Below are 15,708 nucleotides of genomic sequence, written 5' to 3'. Positions count from 1 at the left end.
TTCGATTTGACGCTGATCCGGCGCGCGCGCAGGATTAGCGCAAAATCAGCCGCAAAAGGCAGGCCAGAAGGCAGGGTAGAGATGGAAGATTTTGTCACGGAGTGGACCGCGCGCCATGGCGCGACGCGCGACCGGCTGTTGCCGTTGCTCCATGCGATGCAGGAAGAGGCAGGCTATATCGACGATGCGCTGGTTCCGGTGATCGCGCGGGCGCTGAACCTCAGCCGGGCCGATGTGCATGGCGTCATCACTTTCTACCATGATTTTCGTCGCATTGCGCCGGGGCGGCATGTCGTGAAGCTGTGCCGGGCGGAGAGTTGTCAGGCGCGTGGCGGCGCGGCGATCGAGGCGGCGGCGGCCAAGCGGCTGGGCGTGGCGATGGGCGAGACGCGGGCGGACGGGCAGGTGGCGCTGGAGCCGGTCTATTGTCTGGGTCTGTGTGCGATCGGCCCCAATGCGCTGGTCGACGGGCGGCCGGTGGCGCGGATCGATGCCGCCGCGCTGGAGCGGATCGCGCTGGACGTGGCGGCATGAGTCGGGTCTTCATCAGCCGCGACATGGCGTCGGTGGCGCTGGGCGCTGACGAGGTGGCGCGCGCCTTTGCCAAGGCCGGGTGCGCGGTGGTGCGGACCGGATCGCGCGGGCTGTTCAGCATCGAGCCGCTGGTCGAGGTGGAGATGGAGGAAGGGCGGATCGGCTTTGGTCCGCTTTGGGGGCCGGTCGGGCCGGATGATGTGGCGGCGGTGCTGGATGGCAGCCATGCGAGCCGTCTGGGGCGGATCGAGGATCTGCCCTTCTTTGCCGGACAGCAGCGTTTCACCTTTGCCCGTTGCGGCATCATCGATCCGGTCGACCTGACCGACTATGCCGCGCATGGCGGCTGGCTGGGGCTGGAGAAGGCGCGGGCATTGGCGCCGCAGCAGGTGGTCGATGCGGTCAAGGCGTCGGGCCTGCGCGGGCGGGGCGGGGCGGGCTTCCCCACCGGGATCAAATGGCAGACGGTGCTGGATGCGCCCGCTGGCGACAAATATATCGTCTGTAATGCGGACGAGGGCGACAGCGGCACCTTCGCTGACCGGATGTTGATGGAAGGCGATCCCTATTGCCTGATCGAGGGCATGGCGATCGCGGCCCATGCGGTCGGCGCGGGGCGTGGTTATATCTATATCCGGTCCGAATATCCGTTCTGTATCGCGACCATGCGCGCAGCGATCGAGGCGTCGGCGCATCTGGTCGCGCCGTTCGTGCTGGAGGTGCGCGAGGGCGCGGGCGCCTATGTCTGCGGGGAGGAGACGGCGCTGCTCGATAGCATCGAGGGCAAGCGTGGGCAGGTGCGCGCCAAGCCGCCGCTGCCAGCGCTTAAGGGGCTGTTCGGCCAGCCGACCGTCATCAACAATGTGCTGTCGCTGGCGGCCGTGCCGTTCATCATGGCCGAGGGGGCGGAGGCCTATGCTGCGGTCGGCTTTGGCCGGTCGCGCGGGACGATGCCGGTGCAGCTGGCGGGCAATGTGCGGCATGGCGGACTGTATGAGATCGGCTTCGGCATCACGCTGGGCGAGCTGGTGACCGAGATTGGCGGCGGCACGGCGAGCGGGCGGCCGGTGCGCGCGGTGCAGGTGGGCGGGCCGCTGGGCGCCTATTTCCCGCCGAGCATGTTCCATCTGCCCTTTGATTATGAAGCCTTTGCTCAGGCGGGCGGGCTGATTGGTCATGCGGGCATTACGGTGTTCGATGATAGTGTCGACATGGCGCATATGGCGCGCTTCGCCATGGAGTTTTGCGCGGCGGAAAGCTGCGGCAAATGCACGCCCTGCCGGATCGGATCGACGCGCGGGGTGGAGATCATGGATCGGATTATCGGGGCGCGTCCTACCCCTTCCGTCATGCCAGCGAAGGCTGGCATCTCACTGCCTGCTGGAGTGACCGAAGAAAAGAGAGATCCCAGCCTTCGCTGGGATGACGGGGGATTGAGGAAGGCGCTTTATTCCCGCGCACCCGACCGGATCGATGTGTCGATCGAAGCGCAAACTACGCTGCTGCGCGATCTGGCCGATACGATGAAATATGGGTCACTCTGCGCGCTGGGGGGCTTCACGCCTTATCCGGTGCTGAGCGCGCTTGATTATTTCCCCGAGGATTTCGGCGCATCTGCGCCCGTGAAGGAGGCCGCGGAATGAGCTTTTCCCGCGAAACCGACCATGGCACGCCGCCCGCGCTGGCGACCGGCAAGAGCGTCACCCTGACCATCGATGGGCAGAGCGTGACCCTGCCCGAAGGCACCAGCATCATGCGCGCCGCGTCCTTGCTGGGCGGTTCCATCCCGAAACTCTGCGCGACCGACAGCGTGGAGAGTTTCGGTTCCTGCCGCCTCTGTCTGGTCGAGGTAGAGGGGCGCAACGGCTATCCGGCATCCTGCACGACGCCCGTTGCCGAGGGTATGGTGGTGCGCACCCAGACCGACCGGCTGAAGCAATTGCGGCGCGGGGTGATGGAACTCTATATTTCCGATCATCCGCTCGATTGCCTGACCTGCGGCGCGAACGGCGACTGTGAATTGCAGGATCAGGCTGGCGCGGTGGGCCTGCGCGATGTGCGCTATGGCTATGATGGCGCGACCAATATGGGGCAGGCGAAGGACCAGTCGAACCCCTATTTCGATTTCGATCCCAGCAAGTGCATCGTCTGTTCGCGCTGCGTGCGCGCCTGTGAGGAAGTGCAGGGCACATTCGCGCTGACGATCGAGAATAAGGGGTTCGAGTCCAAGGTTTCGCCGTCGCAGGGCGAGGATTTTCTGGGGTCGGAATGCGTGTCCTGCGGGGCGTGCGTGCAGGCGTGTCCGACCGCGTCCCTCATCGAGAAGAAGGTGGTGGAAAGCGGTACGCCCGACCGCGCCGTCGTCACCACCTGCGCCTATTGCGGTGTGGGCTGCACCTTCCGCGCGGAAATGCGGGGCGAGGAACTGGTGCGGATGGTGCCGTGGAAGGACGGCAAGGCCAATCGCGGCCATAGTTGCGTCAAGGGGCGCTTCGCCTGGGGCTATGCCCAGCATCAGGACCGCATATTGAACCCCATGATCCGCGCATCGGTGGACCAGCCATGGCGCGAAGTGTCATGGGAGGAGGCGATTGCGCATACGGCGAACGAGTTTCGCCGGATACAGGCGAAATATGGCACCCGCTCGATTGGCGGCATTACCTCCAGCCGCTGCACCAATGAAGAAACCTTCCTCGTCCAAAAATTGATCCGGCAGGGGTTTGGCAATAATAATGTCGATACCTGCGCGCGCGTCTGCCACTCGCCGACCGGCTATGGCCTGAGCCAGACCTTCGGCACATCGGCGGGGACGCAGGATTTCGACAGCGTGATGCAGGCGGATGTCATCCTCGTCATCGGTGCCAATCCGACCGACGGGCATCCGGTGTTTGCCAGCCGCATGAAGAAAAGGCTGCGGCAGGGCGCGAAGCTGATCGTCATCGATCCGCGCCGCACCGATCTGGTCCAGTCGCCCCATATCGCGGCGGAGCATCACCTCCCCCTGCGGCCCGGTACCAATGTCGCGATGCTGACCGCGATCGCCCATGTGGTCGTGACCGAGAAGCTGTATGACGAAGCCTTCATCCGCGAACGGTGCGACTGGGACGAGTTTGTGGACTGGGCGGAGTTCGTGTCGGAGGCGGCGCGCTCGCCCGAGGCGATCGAGCCGCTGACGGGCGTGAAGGCGCAGGATGTGCGCGCGGCCGCGCGGCTCTATGCCACGGGGGGTAATGGCGCGATCTATTATGGGCTGGGCGTCACCGAACATTCGCAGGGTAGTTCGACCGTTATGGCGATCGCGAACCTGGCCATGGCGACCGGCAATGTCGGGCGCGAGGGCGTGGGCGTGAACCCGCTGCGGGGGCAGAATAATGTGCAGGGCGCCTGCGACATGGGCAGCTTCCCGCATGAATTTTCCGGCTATCGCCATGTGTCGGATGCCGCCACGCGCAGCCTGTTCGAGCGGACATGGGGCGTTGCGCTGGATGCCGAGCCTGGGCTGCGCATCCCCAACATGCTGGACGCGGCGACCGACGGGACGTTCAAGGGGCTGTTCGTGCAGGGTGAGGATATTCTCCAGTCCGATCCCAATACCCATCATGTCGCGGCGGGGCTGGCGGCGATGGAATGCGTGGTGGTGCAGGATCTGTTCCTCAACGAAACCGCCAATTATGCGCATGTCTTCCTGCCCGGATCGACATTTCTGGAGAAGGACGGCACCTTCACCAATGCCGAGCGGCGCATCCAGCGCGTGCGCAAGGTGATGGCGCCGCTCAACGGTTATGCCGATTGGGAGATTGTGCAGTTGGTGGCCAACGCCATGGGCTTGGGCTGGACCTATGGCCACCCGTCCGAAATCATGGACGAGATAGCGGCGCTGACCCCGACCTTTGCTGGCGTCCATTATGACCGGCTGGAGGCGGAAGGATCGTTGCAATGGCCGGCCAATGATGCCGCGCCCGATGGCACGCCGACCATGCATGTCGAAGGCTTTGTGCGCGGGAAGGGCAAGTTCGTCGTCACCGACTATGTGCCGACCGATGAAAAGACCGGGCCGCGCTTCCCGTTGCTGCTGACGACCGGGCGGATATTGTCCCACTATAATGTCGGCGCGCAGACGCGGCGGACGGCCAACACTGCCTGGCATCCGGAGGATCGGCTGGAAATGCATCCCAGCGATGCCGAGAACCGGGGTCTGAAGGATGGCGACTGGGTGACGCTGCGCAGTCGTGCGGGGGAGACGACGTTGCGGGCGCTGATTACCGAGCGGGTGGCGCCCGGTGTGGTCTATACGACCTTCCACCATCCCGAGACGCAGGCCAATGTCATCACCACCGATTATTCGGACTGGGCCACCAATTGCCCCGAATATAAGGTGACGGCGGTGCAGGTGATGGCCAGCAACGGGCCGAGCGACTGGCAGCAGGATTATGCAAGCCAAGCCCGCAACAGTCGACGCATTGCGCCACTGGAAGCGGCGGAATAGGATCGGCCCATGAGCGACGACACCCATGTCATGTCCACGACCGATCGGCTGGTCTATATGGCGCATCAGATTGCCCGCAACATGGCGATGATGGGCGAGGCGAAGGCGACGGAAGCGCTCGCCGAACATTTGACCCGCTTTTGGGATCCGCGGATGAAGGCGCAGATCATCGCCATTGCGCAGGATCAGTCCGAACGATTGTCGCCGGTGGTGGCCGCTGCCGTGGCCCGGATGGCGCAGGGGCGGCCGGCGCCGCAGGTCGACGCCACGCAGTTCAATCGGGTGGATGAGGCCGGCCATTGCGACGCTGGTTGAGCGCTTGCCGCTGATGAACGGGGAGAGTCTGAGCAGCCTGTCCTTCGACCGGCTGACGCCCGATGGCGGGACAGACGCGATCATCCGCGCGCTGGCGGAGGAAGTGCCGGTCGCGATCGAATATAATGGCGCAGGCTATGCCGTGCTGATGGCGACGCCGACCGATATCGGGGATCTGGTGCAGGGGTTCAGCCTGGCCGAGCGGCTGGTGACGCGCGCGGATGCGCTGCTGGACGTCGATGTGCATCACACCGACAGCGGTATTATCGCCCGCGCGACATTGCCGCCGCATCGGACCGACGGGCTGCTCGATCGGGTGCGGCATCGGGCGTCGGACAGTAGTTGCGGCCTGTGCGGTATAGAGAATCTGGAGCAGGCGATCCGGCCGCTGCCCCATGTCGCGACGAAGAGCCTGGCAGACCGCGCCGCCATCTTCCACGCGCTGAAGGCCTTGCGCGATCATCAGCCGTTGAACGCGGCCACCGGCGCCGCCCATGCCGCCGCGCTGGTCGGCGCGGACGGTACGATCCGGCTGGTGCGGGAGGATGTCGGGCGGCACAATGCGTTCGACAAGCTGATCGGGGCGATGGCGCGGCAGGGCGCGGGCTGGGAGGGCGGTTTTGCGCTGCTATCCTCGCGCTGTTCCTATGAGCTGGTGGAGAAGGCGGCGTTGGCCGATTGCCCGCTGCTCGTCACCATTTCCGCGCCGACCCGGCTGGCGACGGAACGCGCGGCGGCGGCGGGACTGCCGCTGGTCGCGCTCGCCCGATCGGACGCGCTGTTGCTGCGGGGCAACGCTGTGACGCTTTAATCGCGCCCTGCTTGGATTCGCCCCGGCTTTCCCGTACAGGGCCGCGCGTGGGGAGGGGCTGTTCTTTCCCTGCAAACAGATCGCGCCGGTGCCCGAAAGGGCTGAAAACGGGAATGCGGTGCGGGTGCGTGAGCGCCCAATTCCGTGGCTGTCCCTGCAACTGTAAGCGGATAGCGCGATGCATGGGGGTCGAAAGACCGGCCACTGGAGTTATCCGGGAAGGCTGATGCATCGTGCAACGACCCGCGAGCCAGGAGACCTGCCGGCGCTTGGTCGCTCTGCTTTGGTCCAGGGGATGGCCGGGGCACGGTGGGTTTTCCGTCGAGCGACGCCGTGCGGCCGGGGCCGCATCGGGTTGCGGCGGGGCATGGCGTCATCCCTCCAACATCCGACCGCATGTGCGGACGCCCCGACCCTGACAGTCGCAATGCGACGCCATAGGGGCTTATCATGTTGAAAATGGGAATATCGCTCGCGGCCTTGCTGGCTGCTACACCGGCATTGGCGCAGGAGGACGAGATCATCGTCACCGCGACCGGCATCGAACAGTCGCGCGACGAAGTGGGACAGGCGATCACCGTCATCGATGCGAAGACGATCGAGCAGCGGCAGGCGACCGACATCGTCGATCTGCTGGCAACCACGCCCGGCGTGCGTTTCAACCGCAACGGATCGACCGGTGGCGTGACCAGCGTGTCGCTGCGCGGGGCGGAAACGACGCAGACTCTGGTGCTGATCGACGGGGTGAAGGTGAATGATCCCAGCGGCATCGGCGACGGCTATGATTTCGGCCATCTGCTGACCGCCAATATCCGCCGGGTCGAAGTGCTGCGCGGCTCCAACTCGGTGGTCTATGGCAGTCAGGCGATTGGCGGCGTCGTCAACCTGATGACCGGCACGCCGGCCGAAGGCTTCGCGGGTAACGCTTCGATCGATTATGGCTATGCCGATACCCTCAATGCCAAGGCGGATGTGTCCGGCACCGCCGGTATCGCGTCCGGCGGGATCGGCGCGGCCTATTATCGCACCGACGGCATATCTTCGGCCGCGGGCGGCACCGAACGGGACGGCTATGAGAATATCGCCACCAACGCCCGGCTGAAGCTGGCTTTCACCGATACTCTCAGCCTCGACCTGCGCGGCTATTATATCCATGCCGATCTGGACTATGACAGCTTCTTCGGCGCGCCTGCCGACAGCAGCGACGTGTCGAAGGTCGACCAATATGTCGGCTATGCCGGCGTCAATCTGGCGCTGCTGGACGGCAAGCTGACCAACCGGGCGGCCGTCACCTGGATGCGCAACGACCGCGACTATTATTTCGTGCGCGGCACCGACCCGGATTATGGCTATTCGGGCACCAATCTGCGCTTCGAATATGAGGGCGTCTATGCCCCGGTCGATCAGGCGAAGCTGGTCTTCGGCTATGAGCATGAACGGCCGGATTATGATTATTTCGGCTTTGGCGACACGGCGAGCGCGAAGATCAATATCGACAGCGTCTATGGTCTGGCGATCGTGAAGCCCTTCAACGGCCTCGCCGTCACCGGCGGCCTGCGCCACGACGATCATAGCCAGTTCGGCGGCGCGACCACTTTTGGCGCGAACGCCAATTATACGCCCAATGGCGGCGCGACCAATATTCGCCTGAGCTATGGCGAAGGGTTCAAGGCGCCCTCGCTCTATCAGTTGTACGACACTTACAGCGGCAACCGCGCGCTGACGCCCGAACGGTCGAAAAGCTATGATATCGGCTTGGACCAGAGCCTGGACGGTGGCCGCGCGACCCTGTCGCTGACGGCGTTCCAGCGCGATACCCGCAACCAGATCAATTATGACTACGCCACCTTCACCTATGGCAATCTGGATCGCACCCGCGCCAAGGGCGTGGAAGCCTCGATCGCACTGAAGCCGGTGGACGCGCTGACCGTGACGGGCAGCTACAGCTATGTCGATGCGCGCGATCGTTCGGCTGGCGCCGCTACCTATGGCAATCGCCTTGCCCGTCGCGCGGCCAATGCGGTCAGCCTGTCGGCCGATTATGACTGGTTCTTCGGCCTGTCGACCGGCGCGACCGTCACCATGGTCGGCGACAGTTTCGACGATGCGGCGAACACGCGGCGGCTGGACGGCTATGCGCTGGTCGGGCTGCGGGCGTCCCTGCCGGTCGGCGATCATCTGGAAGTCTATGGCCGCATCGACAATCTGTTCGATGAAGGATACGCCACCGCCTATGGCTATAACACCTTCGGCCGCGCCGCTTATGGCGGGGTGCGTGTCCGTTTCTGAATTTGAAAGCCCCTCCCCTTCAGGGGAGGGGATGGGGGTGGGGGCGTGCCACAAGGGCTAACTCTGATGCTGTCGCGCTGCCCCACCCCAACCCCTCCCCTAAAGGGGAGGGGCTATAGAAAGAGTTTTCGAACGAAAGGGCGCGTTCGGTTGCCACTACTGCCTTGCGTCGAGGCGCGCCGTGATCGCGCGCGCGGCCTGCACATAGGCGGGGCCGCCGCACACGGTCCAGCTTTGCGGCAGGCTGATGCGCGGGATGCGGGCGAGGGCGGGGTGGTGCAGCATTTCCGTTCCCTGATCGACCACATGATCGGTGGCGCTTTCCACGATCAACCAGTCGGGCCGGGTGGCCACCATCTCCTCCAGCGAAACCTGCGCCAGCGCGGGCTTGCCGAGTTTGGCGGCGAGATTGGTGAGGCCGACCCGATGCATCAGGTCATCGATCAACGTGCCCGTGCCGGTCATATAGCCGCGCCGCTGATAATAGGCCGCAACGCCGCTGCGCCGGGCCTTTGGCAGGGTGGCAAGGTCGCGGTTCATTTGCGCAATCAGCTTTTCGCCGCGATCGGCATGGCCGACTGCGCGGGCGACCTGGCGGATCTGGTCGAGGATCGCGCCATAGCTGTCGGCGCTGGCGACGCCCAGCGTGCGCCACCGGCCCGGCGGCGCGCCGGCGACCGCGACCGGACCCAGCGGGAAGCCGACCAGCAGGTCGGGCCGGATCGCCAGCACTTCTTCCGACGGACGGCGCAGCGTGCGATAGCCGCGCGCCTTGTCCGCCGCGGCCGAGAGTTCGGGATCGCGGGCATTGCTGCTGAGCGCCGCAATCTGCCCCGGATCGGCCAGCGCCAGCAGATATTGGTCGGCACAGACATTGAGCGACACGATCTTGCGCGGCGGCTGGGGCGCGGCTGCGCCGGTCAGCAGGCAGAGGGCGGTCGCCGCGAAGGTCAATGGCCGGATCATCGCCAGCGGCTTAGCAAGCCCATGGGCGGAGGCAAGTCATGACCGCGCGCCGTTATCATCCTCTGCTTATTCCGGGCCTGTTGCTCCTGGTCATCCTTGCCGCCTTCGGATCGATCCTGCTCGGTGCGGTGTCGCTCAGTCCGGCGCGGATCGCCGCCGTGCTGACAGGCGGTGGCGATGATGTCGCCCGTGCCATCATCATCGACCTGCGCCTGCCGCGCATGCTGCTGGGGCTGATCGTGGGCGCGATGCTGGGTGTGTCGGGCGCGGCTCTACAGGGCTATTTGCGCAATCCGCTTGCCGAACCGTCTGTGCTGGGCGCATCCAATGCGGCCGCGCTGGGGGCGGTGTGCGCGCTCTATTTCGGGCTGGCGCAACTGCATCCGCTGGCACTGCCGGTGCTGGGCATCAGCTCCGCGCTGATTGCGATCGGCGCGCTGTTCCTGTTGTCGGGATCGGCGGAAAGCCCGCTGACGCTGATCCTGGCCGGCATCGCGGTGGCGACACTGGCGGGGGCGGGGATCAGCCTGTCGCTGAACCTGTCCCCCAATCCCTTTGCCGCGATGGAGATTATGAGCTGGCTGATGGGGAGCCTGGAAAATCGCAGCTATGACCATGTCTGGATCGCTTTGCCCTGTGTCGCGATCGGCGCGACCCTGCTGATCGCGGACGGGCGGACGCTGGATGCGCTGACCTTGGGGGAGGAGGGCGCGCAGGCGCTGGGCGTCAACCTGTCGGCGGCGCAGTTGCGGATGATGCTGGGCGTGGCGATCGGCGTGGGCGGCGCGGTCGCGGTGTCGGGCGCGATCGGCTTTGTCGGGCTGATCGTGCCGCATCTGGTGCGGCCGCTGACGGATCGGTCGCCCTCGGCGGTGTTGCTGCCGTCGCTGCTGGGGGGGGCGGCGCTGCTGACGCTGGCGGATATCGGCGTGCGGCTGATCCCGACCAGCAGCGAACTCAAGCTGGGCGTGGTGACGGCGCTGCTGGGTGTGCCGGTCTTCCTGATCCATCTGATGCGGGAGAAAAGGCTGTGGTGACGTTGTGCGGGGAAAATCTGTCCGTCCGCCTTGGTCGCCATGCGGCGGTGCGCGATGTGCATGTGACGCTGACGCCGGGCCAACTGGTCGGCATTATCGGCCCTAATGGCGCGGGCAAATCTACGCTGATCCGCGCGCTGCTGGGCCTCACCAGGCCGCAGGCGGGGCAGGTGACGATCGACGGGCAGGATGTGGCGCGGCTGGACCGTCAGGCGATCGCGCGGGCCGTCGCCTATTTGCCGCAGGGTCAGACTTTGCACTGGCCGCTGAGTGTCGAGCGGCTGGTGGCGCTGGGGCGGCTGCCGCATCTGGGGCCGCTCTCCCGCCTGACGGGCGAGGATGAGGCGATGATCGAAGCGGCGATGGCGCGCGCCGATGTGCTGCATCTGAAAGGCCGGGTCGCGACCGAATTGTCGGGCGGGGAGCGGGCGCGGGTGTTGCTGGCGCGGGCGCTGGCGGTGGGCGCACGGGCGCTGATCGCCGATGAGCCACTGGCTGCGCTCGATCCGGGGCATCAGATCGACGTGATGGACCTGTTGCGGGAGGAGGCGCGCGGCGGGGCGCTGGTGGTGACGGTGCTGCATGATCTCAGCATGGCGGCGCGTTATTGCGACAGGCTGCTGCTGATGGAGGGCGGCGCGCTGGTGGCTGACGGCGCGCCGATGGAGGTTCTGACGCCGGAGGCTCTGGCGCAGGTCTATGGCGTGACCGCGCGGATCGAGCAGGCGGGCGATTGGCCGATGATTCTGCCGGTGGGGCGGGTCAAGACATAAACATCCGTTCGTTTCGAGCGTAGTCGAGAAACATGAGCGTTGTTTTAGACGCTTCTCGACTTCGCTCGAAGCGAACGGGTTAGGGGTTAGGAACTCTTTATTCGCCGAAGCCGCGTGGTGCGGGATCGACTACCGTCGATGTACCAGCGGCCACTTCATTCACCTCCAGCGCGCGTTCGGCGATGCCCTGCCGGTTGAAGCGGAAGGCGCCGTCGATGCCGGAGAAGCCGCCCGCATCGCGCAAGCGCGCGGCGGGGAAGGGTGATCCGGGCTTCCAGTCCTGCGCGATCCGCACCGTCAGCAGCACCGAATCATAGCCGAGCGAGGACAGGCGGAAGGGCGCGGCGCCATAGCGGGCGCGATATTTGGTCGCGAGCTGCCGGTAGAGCGTGTCGGAAACGCTGGCGAACCATGCGCCGCGCAGCACCGGGCTGGCGGCCAGCGACGTGTCGGTATTCCACAGTTCCGTGCCCAGCAGGCGGGCGGTGGCGCCGCCATTCTTGCGCACGATTGGTGCAACCTGGAGCGCGACCCGGCCGCTGTCGGCGATCAGCAGCGCGTCATAGCTGGAGGATGCCTGCAATTTCTTGACCGCTGCGGTGATCGAGGCGGGCGACCGGTCGAAGCTCTGCATCGATACCACGGTCCCGCCGGCTTGCTCCACCGCGCGCAACAGGGCGTTGCCCGCCCGCTCGCCATAGGTGCCGCGCGGCACCAGCGCGCCGAAGCGGGTCAACCCCTTGTCCTTGGCGAAATCGACCACGCGGTCGATCGACTGGGCGGTGTTGTAGCCCAGCACATAGACGCCGCCGCCAGCAATGCTGGCGTCGTTGGAGAAGCTGATGACCGGCACATTGGCCTTTGCCGCGATCGGCCCGATCACGCGGGCATCCTCCGCCAGCAGTGGGCCAAGGATCAGGCGGTTGCCATCGGCCAGCGCCTTGTTGACGGCGGCCGCCGCGCCCAGCGCGGTGTCGTAGGTGGTGATGCGGACCCGGTCCGTCTTGGTATCCAGCAGCGCCAGCGTGGTGGCGTTGGCGATCGACTGGCCCACGCCAGCATTGGTGCCGGTCATCGGCACCAGCAGCGCGACGCGATGGCGCGCCGTGTCGGTCGGCAGGCCCTGTACCACTTCGGGGCCGGTCGGCTGGGCCGGGCCGGTCGGCGTGGTGGGGGCAGGCCCCTTGGGCACGATCGAGGAACAGGCGGCCAGGAACAGGGCCGTTCCCATGAAGGCGATCCGCGCGCCCCTTTTTACGGCGGCGAACATGTTTGCTTGCCGGGGGGCATCCGTCTCTGTCATCTGGCGTCCTTATGGAAACTGAACCTTCAGGGCTTGAACCCGGGCTTTATATCGTGGCTGGGCCAATCGGCAACCTTGGTGACCTTACGCCGCGCGGGGCGGAAGTCCTGCGGCTGGCCGATGTGGTCGCCGTGGAAGATACACGGGTGAGCGCGCGTCTGTTGCGCCATGCCGGGTCCGATCGGCCGATGCTGCCCTATCATGATCATAGCGCCGATCATGTGCGCATCCGCCTGATCGAGCGGATGGCGAGCGAATCGGTGGCTTTGCTGTCGGATGCGGGGACGCCGCTGATTTCCGATCCCGGCTACAAGCTGGTGCGCGATGCGCGGGCGGCGGGGCGGAAGATCACGACCCTGCCCGGACCCAGCGCGGCGATCGCGGCGCTGACTTTGTCGGGCCTGCCGACCGACCGCTTCCTGTTCATGGGCTTTTTGCCGAACAAGGCGAAGGCGCGGGGCGATGCGCTGGACGAAGTGGCGGCGCTGCGGGCGACTCTGGTTTTCTATGAAAGCGGGCCGCGCCTGTCGGAAAGCCTGTCGGCCATGGCGGCCCATCTGGGTGATCGGGACGCGGCGGTCAGCCGGGAAATCAGCAAGGCCTATGAGGAGACGGCGACGGGCACGCTGTCCGAACTGTCCGCCCGCTATGCCGATGCGCCGCCCAAGGGCGAGATCGTCGTCATCGTGGGGCCGCCGGGTGAGGCGCCGCCCGCCAGCGCCGAAGATGCCGACGCTGCCCTGCTGGAAGCGATGACGCGCCTGCCGGTGTCCAAGGCGGCGGGGGAGGTGGCGAAGAAACTGGGGCTGGACCGCCGGACGCTCTACGACCGGGCGATGGAATTGAAGGCCGTGGAATCCGAAGAATGAACAGACAGCAGGCGGAGAAGCGCGGCCGGCAGGCCGAACGCATCGCCGCCTGGTGGCTGCGCCTGAAAGGCTGGCAGATTGTCGGTCGGCGGATGCGAACTCCGGCAGGCGAGGTCGATCTGGTCGCGCGGCGCGGGTCCATGATCGCCTTTGTCGAGGTGAAGGCGCGGGGGAGCGCGGCGGAACTGGACGTCGCCATCGATGAAAGGCGGCTGGCGCGGGTGGCGAAGGCGGCGGAAATATTGTGGCACGACCTCGCAAAACCCGGTGACGATATGCGAATCGACGTCATCCTCCTTGCGCCCGGCCGCGCGCCACGCCATCTGGCCAATGTCTGGCATGGGGGGTGAGCTTGTCTCTTCCTCCGTTCGTCCTGAGTAGCCGCTGAGCCCTTCGACTGCCTGCTTGCAGCAGGCGCTCTGGGTAGACTTCACCAAAGGTGAAGTCGAAGCGGTGTATCGAAGGATCGTGCCGCATGATGCTTCGATACGGGACTTCGACTTCGCTCAGTCCCTACTCAGCACGAACGGATATGGAAGGAAGTCGCGCGCATGACCCAACTCAACCCCCTGACCGTCGCTATGCAGATGGACCCGATGGAAGGGATCAAGATCGGGGGCGATTCGACCTTTCACATCATGCTGGCGGCGCAGGCGCGGGGGCACCGGCTCTATCATTATCTGGCGCCCGACCTGACCTTCCGCGACGGCCGCGTGCTGGCCAAGGCGCGGCCGGTGAATGTGCAAAAGGTGCAGGGCGATCATTTCGCCTTTGGCCCCGAAGAGATGCTCGATCTGGGCCGCGACGTCGATGTCGTGTGGATGCGGCAGGACCCGCCCTTTGACCTGAGCTACATCACCGCCACCCATTTGCTGGAGCGTGTGCAGGCCGAAACTCTGGTGGTGAATGATCCCGCCAGCGTCCGCAACGCGCCCGAAAAGCTGTTCGTGCTCGATTACGCCCGCTTCATGCCGCCGACGATGATCACCCGCGATCTGGCTGAGGTGAAGAGCTTTCTGGCCCAGCATGGCGAGATCGTGGTGAAGCCGCTCTATGGCAATGGCGGCGTGGCGGTGTTCCATGTCGGCAGGAATGGCGCGAACCTGTCGTCGCTGGTGGAACTGTTCAAGGCCTCATGGGTCGAGCCTTTCATGGTGCAGGCCTTCATCCCCGGCGTCGCGGAGGGCGACAAGCGTATCGTGCTGGTCGACGGCGAGGTCGCGGGCGCGGTCAATCGCATCCCCGGCGCGGGCGAGATCCGGTCCAATCTGGCGGTGGGCGGATCGGCGGCCAAGACGCAGCTGACCGACAAGGAGCGCGAAATCTGCGCTGCCATGGGACCGGAATTGAAGGCGCGCGGCCTGCTGTTCGTGGGGATCGACGTGATCGGCGGCGAATGGCTGACGGAAATCAACGTGACGTCGCCGACGGGGATCGTGTCGATCGATGCGTTCGACGGGACCGACACCGGCGGCATGATCTGGGACGCGATCGACGCCCGGCTCGCGGCGCGGGCTGCGGCCTGATCCTGATGCACTCCACCCGACCGTTCGTTCTGAGTAGCCATTGAGCTTGTCGAAATGGCCTATCGAAGGACCTCACGCATGATGCTTCGATACGAGGCTTCGACTTCACCTCTGGTGAAGTTTATCCTGAGCGCCTGCTGCAAGCAGGCAGTCGAAGGGCTCAGCCTCTACTCAGCACGAACGGATATTGGTTCATGACCGACTGGGTTCTCCGCCTGATCGATGCGGGGGGATATTGGGGCATCTTCTTTCTGATGATCCTCGAAAATGTCTTTCCGCCGATCCCGTCCGAACTGATCATGGGCATTGGTGGCATCCGCGTCGGGCAGGGGCGGATGGATATGGAGTGGCTGCTGCTGGCCGGGACCATCGGCACCACGATCGGCAATTATTTCTGGTATCTGGTCGGCCATATATTGGGGTTCAAGCGCCTGAAGCCGCTGGTCGACCGCTATGGCCGCTGGGCGACGCTGGAATGGCGGGATGTCGAGGCGCTGGACCATCTGTTCGGCAAATACGGCCAGATCGTCGTCTTCGTCTTCCGCTTCATGCCGGCCTTCCGCACGATGATATCGCTGCCCGCCGGGCTGTTTCGCATGGGCCATGTCCGCTTCCTGCTGTGGACCACGGGCGGGGCTTTGGTGTGGAACCTGATCCTGGCCTATGCTGGTTATTTGCTGGGCCAGAATTTCCGCCATATCGACCATTATGTCGGGCCGGCCGCGACCGCCTGTGTGGTGGGCGCGGTGGTGATCTATCTGTGGCGGCTGGCGACATGGCGGCCGAAGGGGTGAGGGGC

The 15,708-nt window shown here is 65.4% G+C and carries 14 protein-coding genes and 1 riboswitch; of the genes, 12 read left to right on the top strand and 2 right to left on the bottom strand.

Annotated elements, in window-relative coordinates; all coding sequences use genetic code 11:
- Positions 1–81: 81 nt before the first annotated feature.
- The 6 genes from BMY84_RS11595 (at position 82) to BMY84_RS11570 (ending at position 8,435) form a co-directional block, all read left to right on the top strand.
- A complete protein-coding gene (locus BMY84_RS11595; protein WP_093083972.1) occupies positions 82–534 on the top strand; it encodes an NAD(P)H-dependent oxidoreductase subunit E in 453 nt (150 codons plus the stop codon).
- On the top strand, positions 531–2,177 hold the full coding sequence (locus BMY84_RS11590) for an NADH-ubiquinone oxidoreductase-F iron-sulfur binding region domain-containing protein (protein ID WP_093083970.1): 1,647 nt from the start codon (positions 531–533) through the stop codon (positions 2,175–2,177). The genes BMY84_RS11595 and BMY84_RS11590 overlap by 4 nt, the downstream gene beginning before the upstream one ends.
- Positions 2,174–5,020, top strand: coding sequence for a formate dehydrogenase subunit alpha (gene fdhF / locus BMY84_RS11585; RefSeq protein ID WP_093083969.1), 2,847 nt, complete (start codon positions 2,174–2,176; stop codon positions 5,018–5,020). Before BMY84_RS11590 ends, fdhF begins: the two co-directional genes overlap by 4 nt.
- A gap of 9 nt (positions 5,021–5,029) precedes the next feature.
- Positions 5,030–5,335 (top strand): formate dehydrogenase subunit delta, encoded by a 306-nt coding sequence (locus tag BMY84_RS11580; protein ID WP_177203989.1) that lies wholly within the window; start codon positions 5,030–5,032, stop codon positions 5,333–5,335.
- 13 nt (positions 5,336–5,348) lie between these two features.
- Entirely contained in the window at positions 5,349–6,146 is a 798-nt protein-coding gene (fdhD, locus tag BMY84_RS11575) for a formate dehydrogenase accessory sulfurtransferase FdhD (protein WP_093084081.1), read from the top strand.
- Between the two features lie 69 nt (positions 6,147–6,215).
- Positions 6,216–6,428: riboswitch (cobalamin riboswitch) on the top strand.
- A gap of 168 nt (positions 6,429–6,596) precedes the next feature.
- Positions 6,597–8,435 (top strand): TonB-dependent receptor plug domain-containing protein, encoded by a 1,839-nt coding sequence (locus BMY84_RS11570; RefSeq protein ID WP_093083967.1) that lies wholly within the window; start codon positions 6,597–6,599, stop codon positions 8,433–8,435.
- Between the two features lie 156 nt (positions 8,436–8,591).
- Here BMY84_RS11570 and BMY84_RS11565 read toward each other — a convergent pair whose 3' ends face one another.
- Positions 8,592–9,401 (bottom strand): ABC transporter substrate-binding protein, encoded by an 810-nt coding sequence (locus BMY84_RS11565; RefSeq protein WP_093083966.1) that lies wholly within the window; start codon positions 9,399–9,401, stop codon positions 8,592–8,594.
- A gap of 38 nt (positions 9,402–9,439) precedes the next feature.
- Between BMY84_RS11565 and BMY84_RS11560 the strand changes: the two genes are divergently transcribed.
- Both BMY84_RS11560 and BMY84_RS11555 read left to right on the top strand, forming a co-directional pair.
- Positions 9,440–10,438, top strand: a complete 999-nt coding sequence (locus BMY84_RS11560) for a FecCD family ABC transporter permease (protein WP_093083964.1) — start codon at positions 9,440–9,442, stop codon at positions 10,436–10,438.
- The gene (locus BMY84_RS11555) at positions 10,432–11,211 is read left to right on the top strand and encodes an ABC transporter ATP-binding protein (RefSeq protein ID WP_093083962.1); all 780 of its coding nucleotides are present in this window, start codon (positions 10,432–10,434) and stop codon (positions 11,209–11,211) included. Before BMY84_RS11560 ends, BMY84_RS11555 begins: the two co-directional genes overlap by 7 nt.
- A gap of 97 nt (positions 11,212–11,308) precedes the next feature.
- Here BMY84_RS11555 and BMY84_RS11550 read toward each other — a convergent pair whose 3' ends face one another.
- A complete protein-coding gene (locus BMY84_RS11550) occupies positions 11,309–12,514 on the bottom strand; it encodes a penicillin-binding protein activator (protein ID WP_256215219.1) in 1,206 nt (401 codons plus the stop codon).
- A gap of 11 nt (positions 12,515–12,525) precedes the next feature.
- Here BMY84_RS11550 and rsmI point away from each other — a divergent pair, with 11 nt between their 5' ends.
- From rsmI to BMY84_RS11530, 4 genes are all read left to right on the top strand, one after another.
- Positions 12,526–13,383, top strand: a complete 858-nt coding sequence (gene rsmI, locus BMY84_RS11545; protein ID WP_093083959.1) for a 16S rRNA (cytidine(1402)-2'-O)-methyltransferase — start codon at positions 12,526–12,528, stop codon at positions 13,381–13,383.
- Complete coding sequence (locus tag BMY84_RS11540) at positions 13,380–13,733, top strand: YraN family protein (RefSeq protein WP_093083957.1); 354 nt, start codon at positions 13,380–13,382, stop codon at positions 13,731–13,733. The genes rsmI and BMY84_RS11540 overlap by 4 nt, the downstream gene beginning before the upstream one ends.
- A 201-nt stretch (positions 13,734–13,934) precedes the next feature.
- Positions 13,935–14,909: a glutathione synthase gene (gshB, locus tag BMY84_RS11535; protein WP_093083956.1), complete on the top strand. Its 975-nt coding sequence runs from the start codon at positions 13,935–13,937 to the stop codon at positions 14,907–14,909.
- A 194-nt stretch (positions 14,910–15,103) separates the two neighbouring features.
- On the top strand, positions 15,104–15,703 hold the full coding sequence (locus BMY84_RS11530) for a DedA family protein (RefSeq protein ID WP_093083954.1): 600 nt from the start codon (positions 15,104–15,106) through the stop codon (positions 15,701–15,703).
- Positions 15,704–15,708 lie beyond the last annotated feature (5 nt).

The organism is Sphingobium sp. AP50, assembly GCF_900109095.1.
Classification (GTDB): Bacteria; Pseudomonadota; Alphaproteobacteria; order Sphingomonadales; family Sphingomonadaceae; genus Sphingobium.
Note: the sequence above shows the minus strand (reverse complement) of the source record. Positions and strands in the feature narration are given on the sequence as shown.

Excerpts from the sequence above, each read along its gene's own strand:
- BMY84_RS11590 (WP_093083970.1), top strand. The coding sequence starts at position 531 with ATGAGTCGGGTCTTCATCAGCCGCGACATGGCGTCGGTGGCGCTGGGC.
- BMY84_RS11565 (WP_093083966.1), bottom strand. The coding sequence starts at position 9,401 with ATGATCCGGCCATTGACCTTCGCGGCGACCGCCCTCTGCCTGCTGACC.
- BMY84_RS11530 (WP_093083954.1), top strand. The coding sequence starts at position 15,104 with ATGACCGACTGGGTTCTCCGCCTGATCGATGCGGGGGGATATTGGGGC.
- rsmI (WP_093083959.1), top strand. The coding sequence starts at position 12,526 with ATGGAAACTGAACCTTCAGGGCTTGAACCCGGGCTTTATATCGTGGCT.
- BMY84_RS11580 (WP_177203989.1), top strand. The coding sequence starts at position 5,030 with ATGAGCGACGACACCCATGTCATGTCCACGACCGATCGGCTGGTCTAT.
- BMY84_RS11595 (WP_093083972.1), top strand. The coding sequence starts at position 82 with ATGGAAGATTTTGTCACGGAGTGGACCGCGCGCCATGGCGCGACGCGC.
- BMY84_RS11570 (WP_093083967.1), top strand. The coding sequence starts at position 6,597 with ATGTTGAAAATGGGAATATCGCTCGCGGCCTTGCTGGCTGCTACACCG.
- gshB (WP_093083956.1), top strand. The coding sequence starts at position 13,935 with ATGACCCAACTCAACCCCCTGACCGTCGCTATGCAGATGGACCCGATG.
- BMY84_RS11560 (WP_093083964.1), top strand. The coding sequence starts at position 9,440 with ATGACCGCGCGCCGTTATCATCCTCTGCTTATTCCGGGCCTGTTGCTC.
- BMY84_RS11540 (WP_093083957.1), top strand. The coding sequence starts at position 13,380 with ATGAACAGACAGCAGGCGGAGAAGCGCGGCCGGCAGGCCGAACGCATC.
- fdhF (WP_093083969.1), top strand. The coding sequence starts at position 2,174 with ATGAGCTTTTCCCGCGAAACCGACCATGGCACGCCGCCCGCGCTGGCG.
- BMY84_RS11550 (WP_256215219.1), bottom strand. The coding sequence starts at position 12,514 with ATGACAGAGACGGATGCCCCCCGGCAAGCAAACATGTTCGCCGCCGTA.
- fdhD (WP_093084081.1), top strand. The coding sequence starts at position 5,349 with ATGAACGGGGAGAGTCTGAGCAGCCTGTCCTTCGACCGGCTGACGCCC.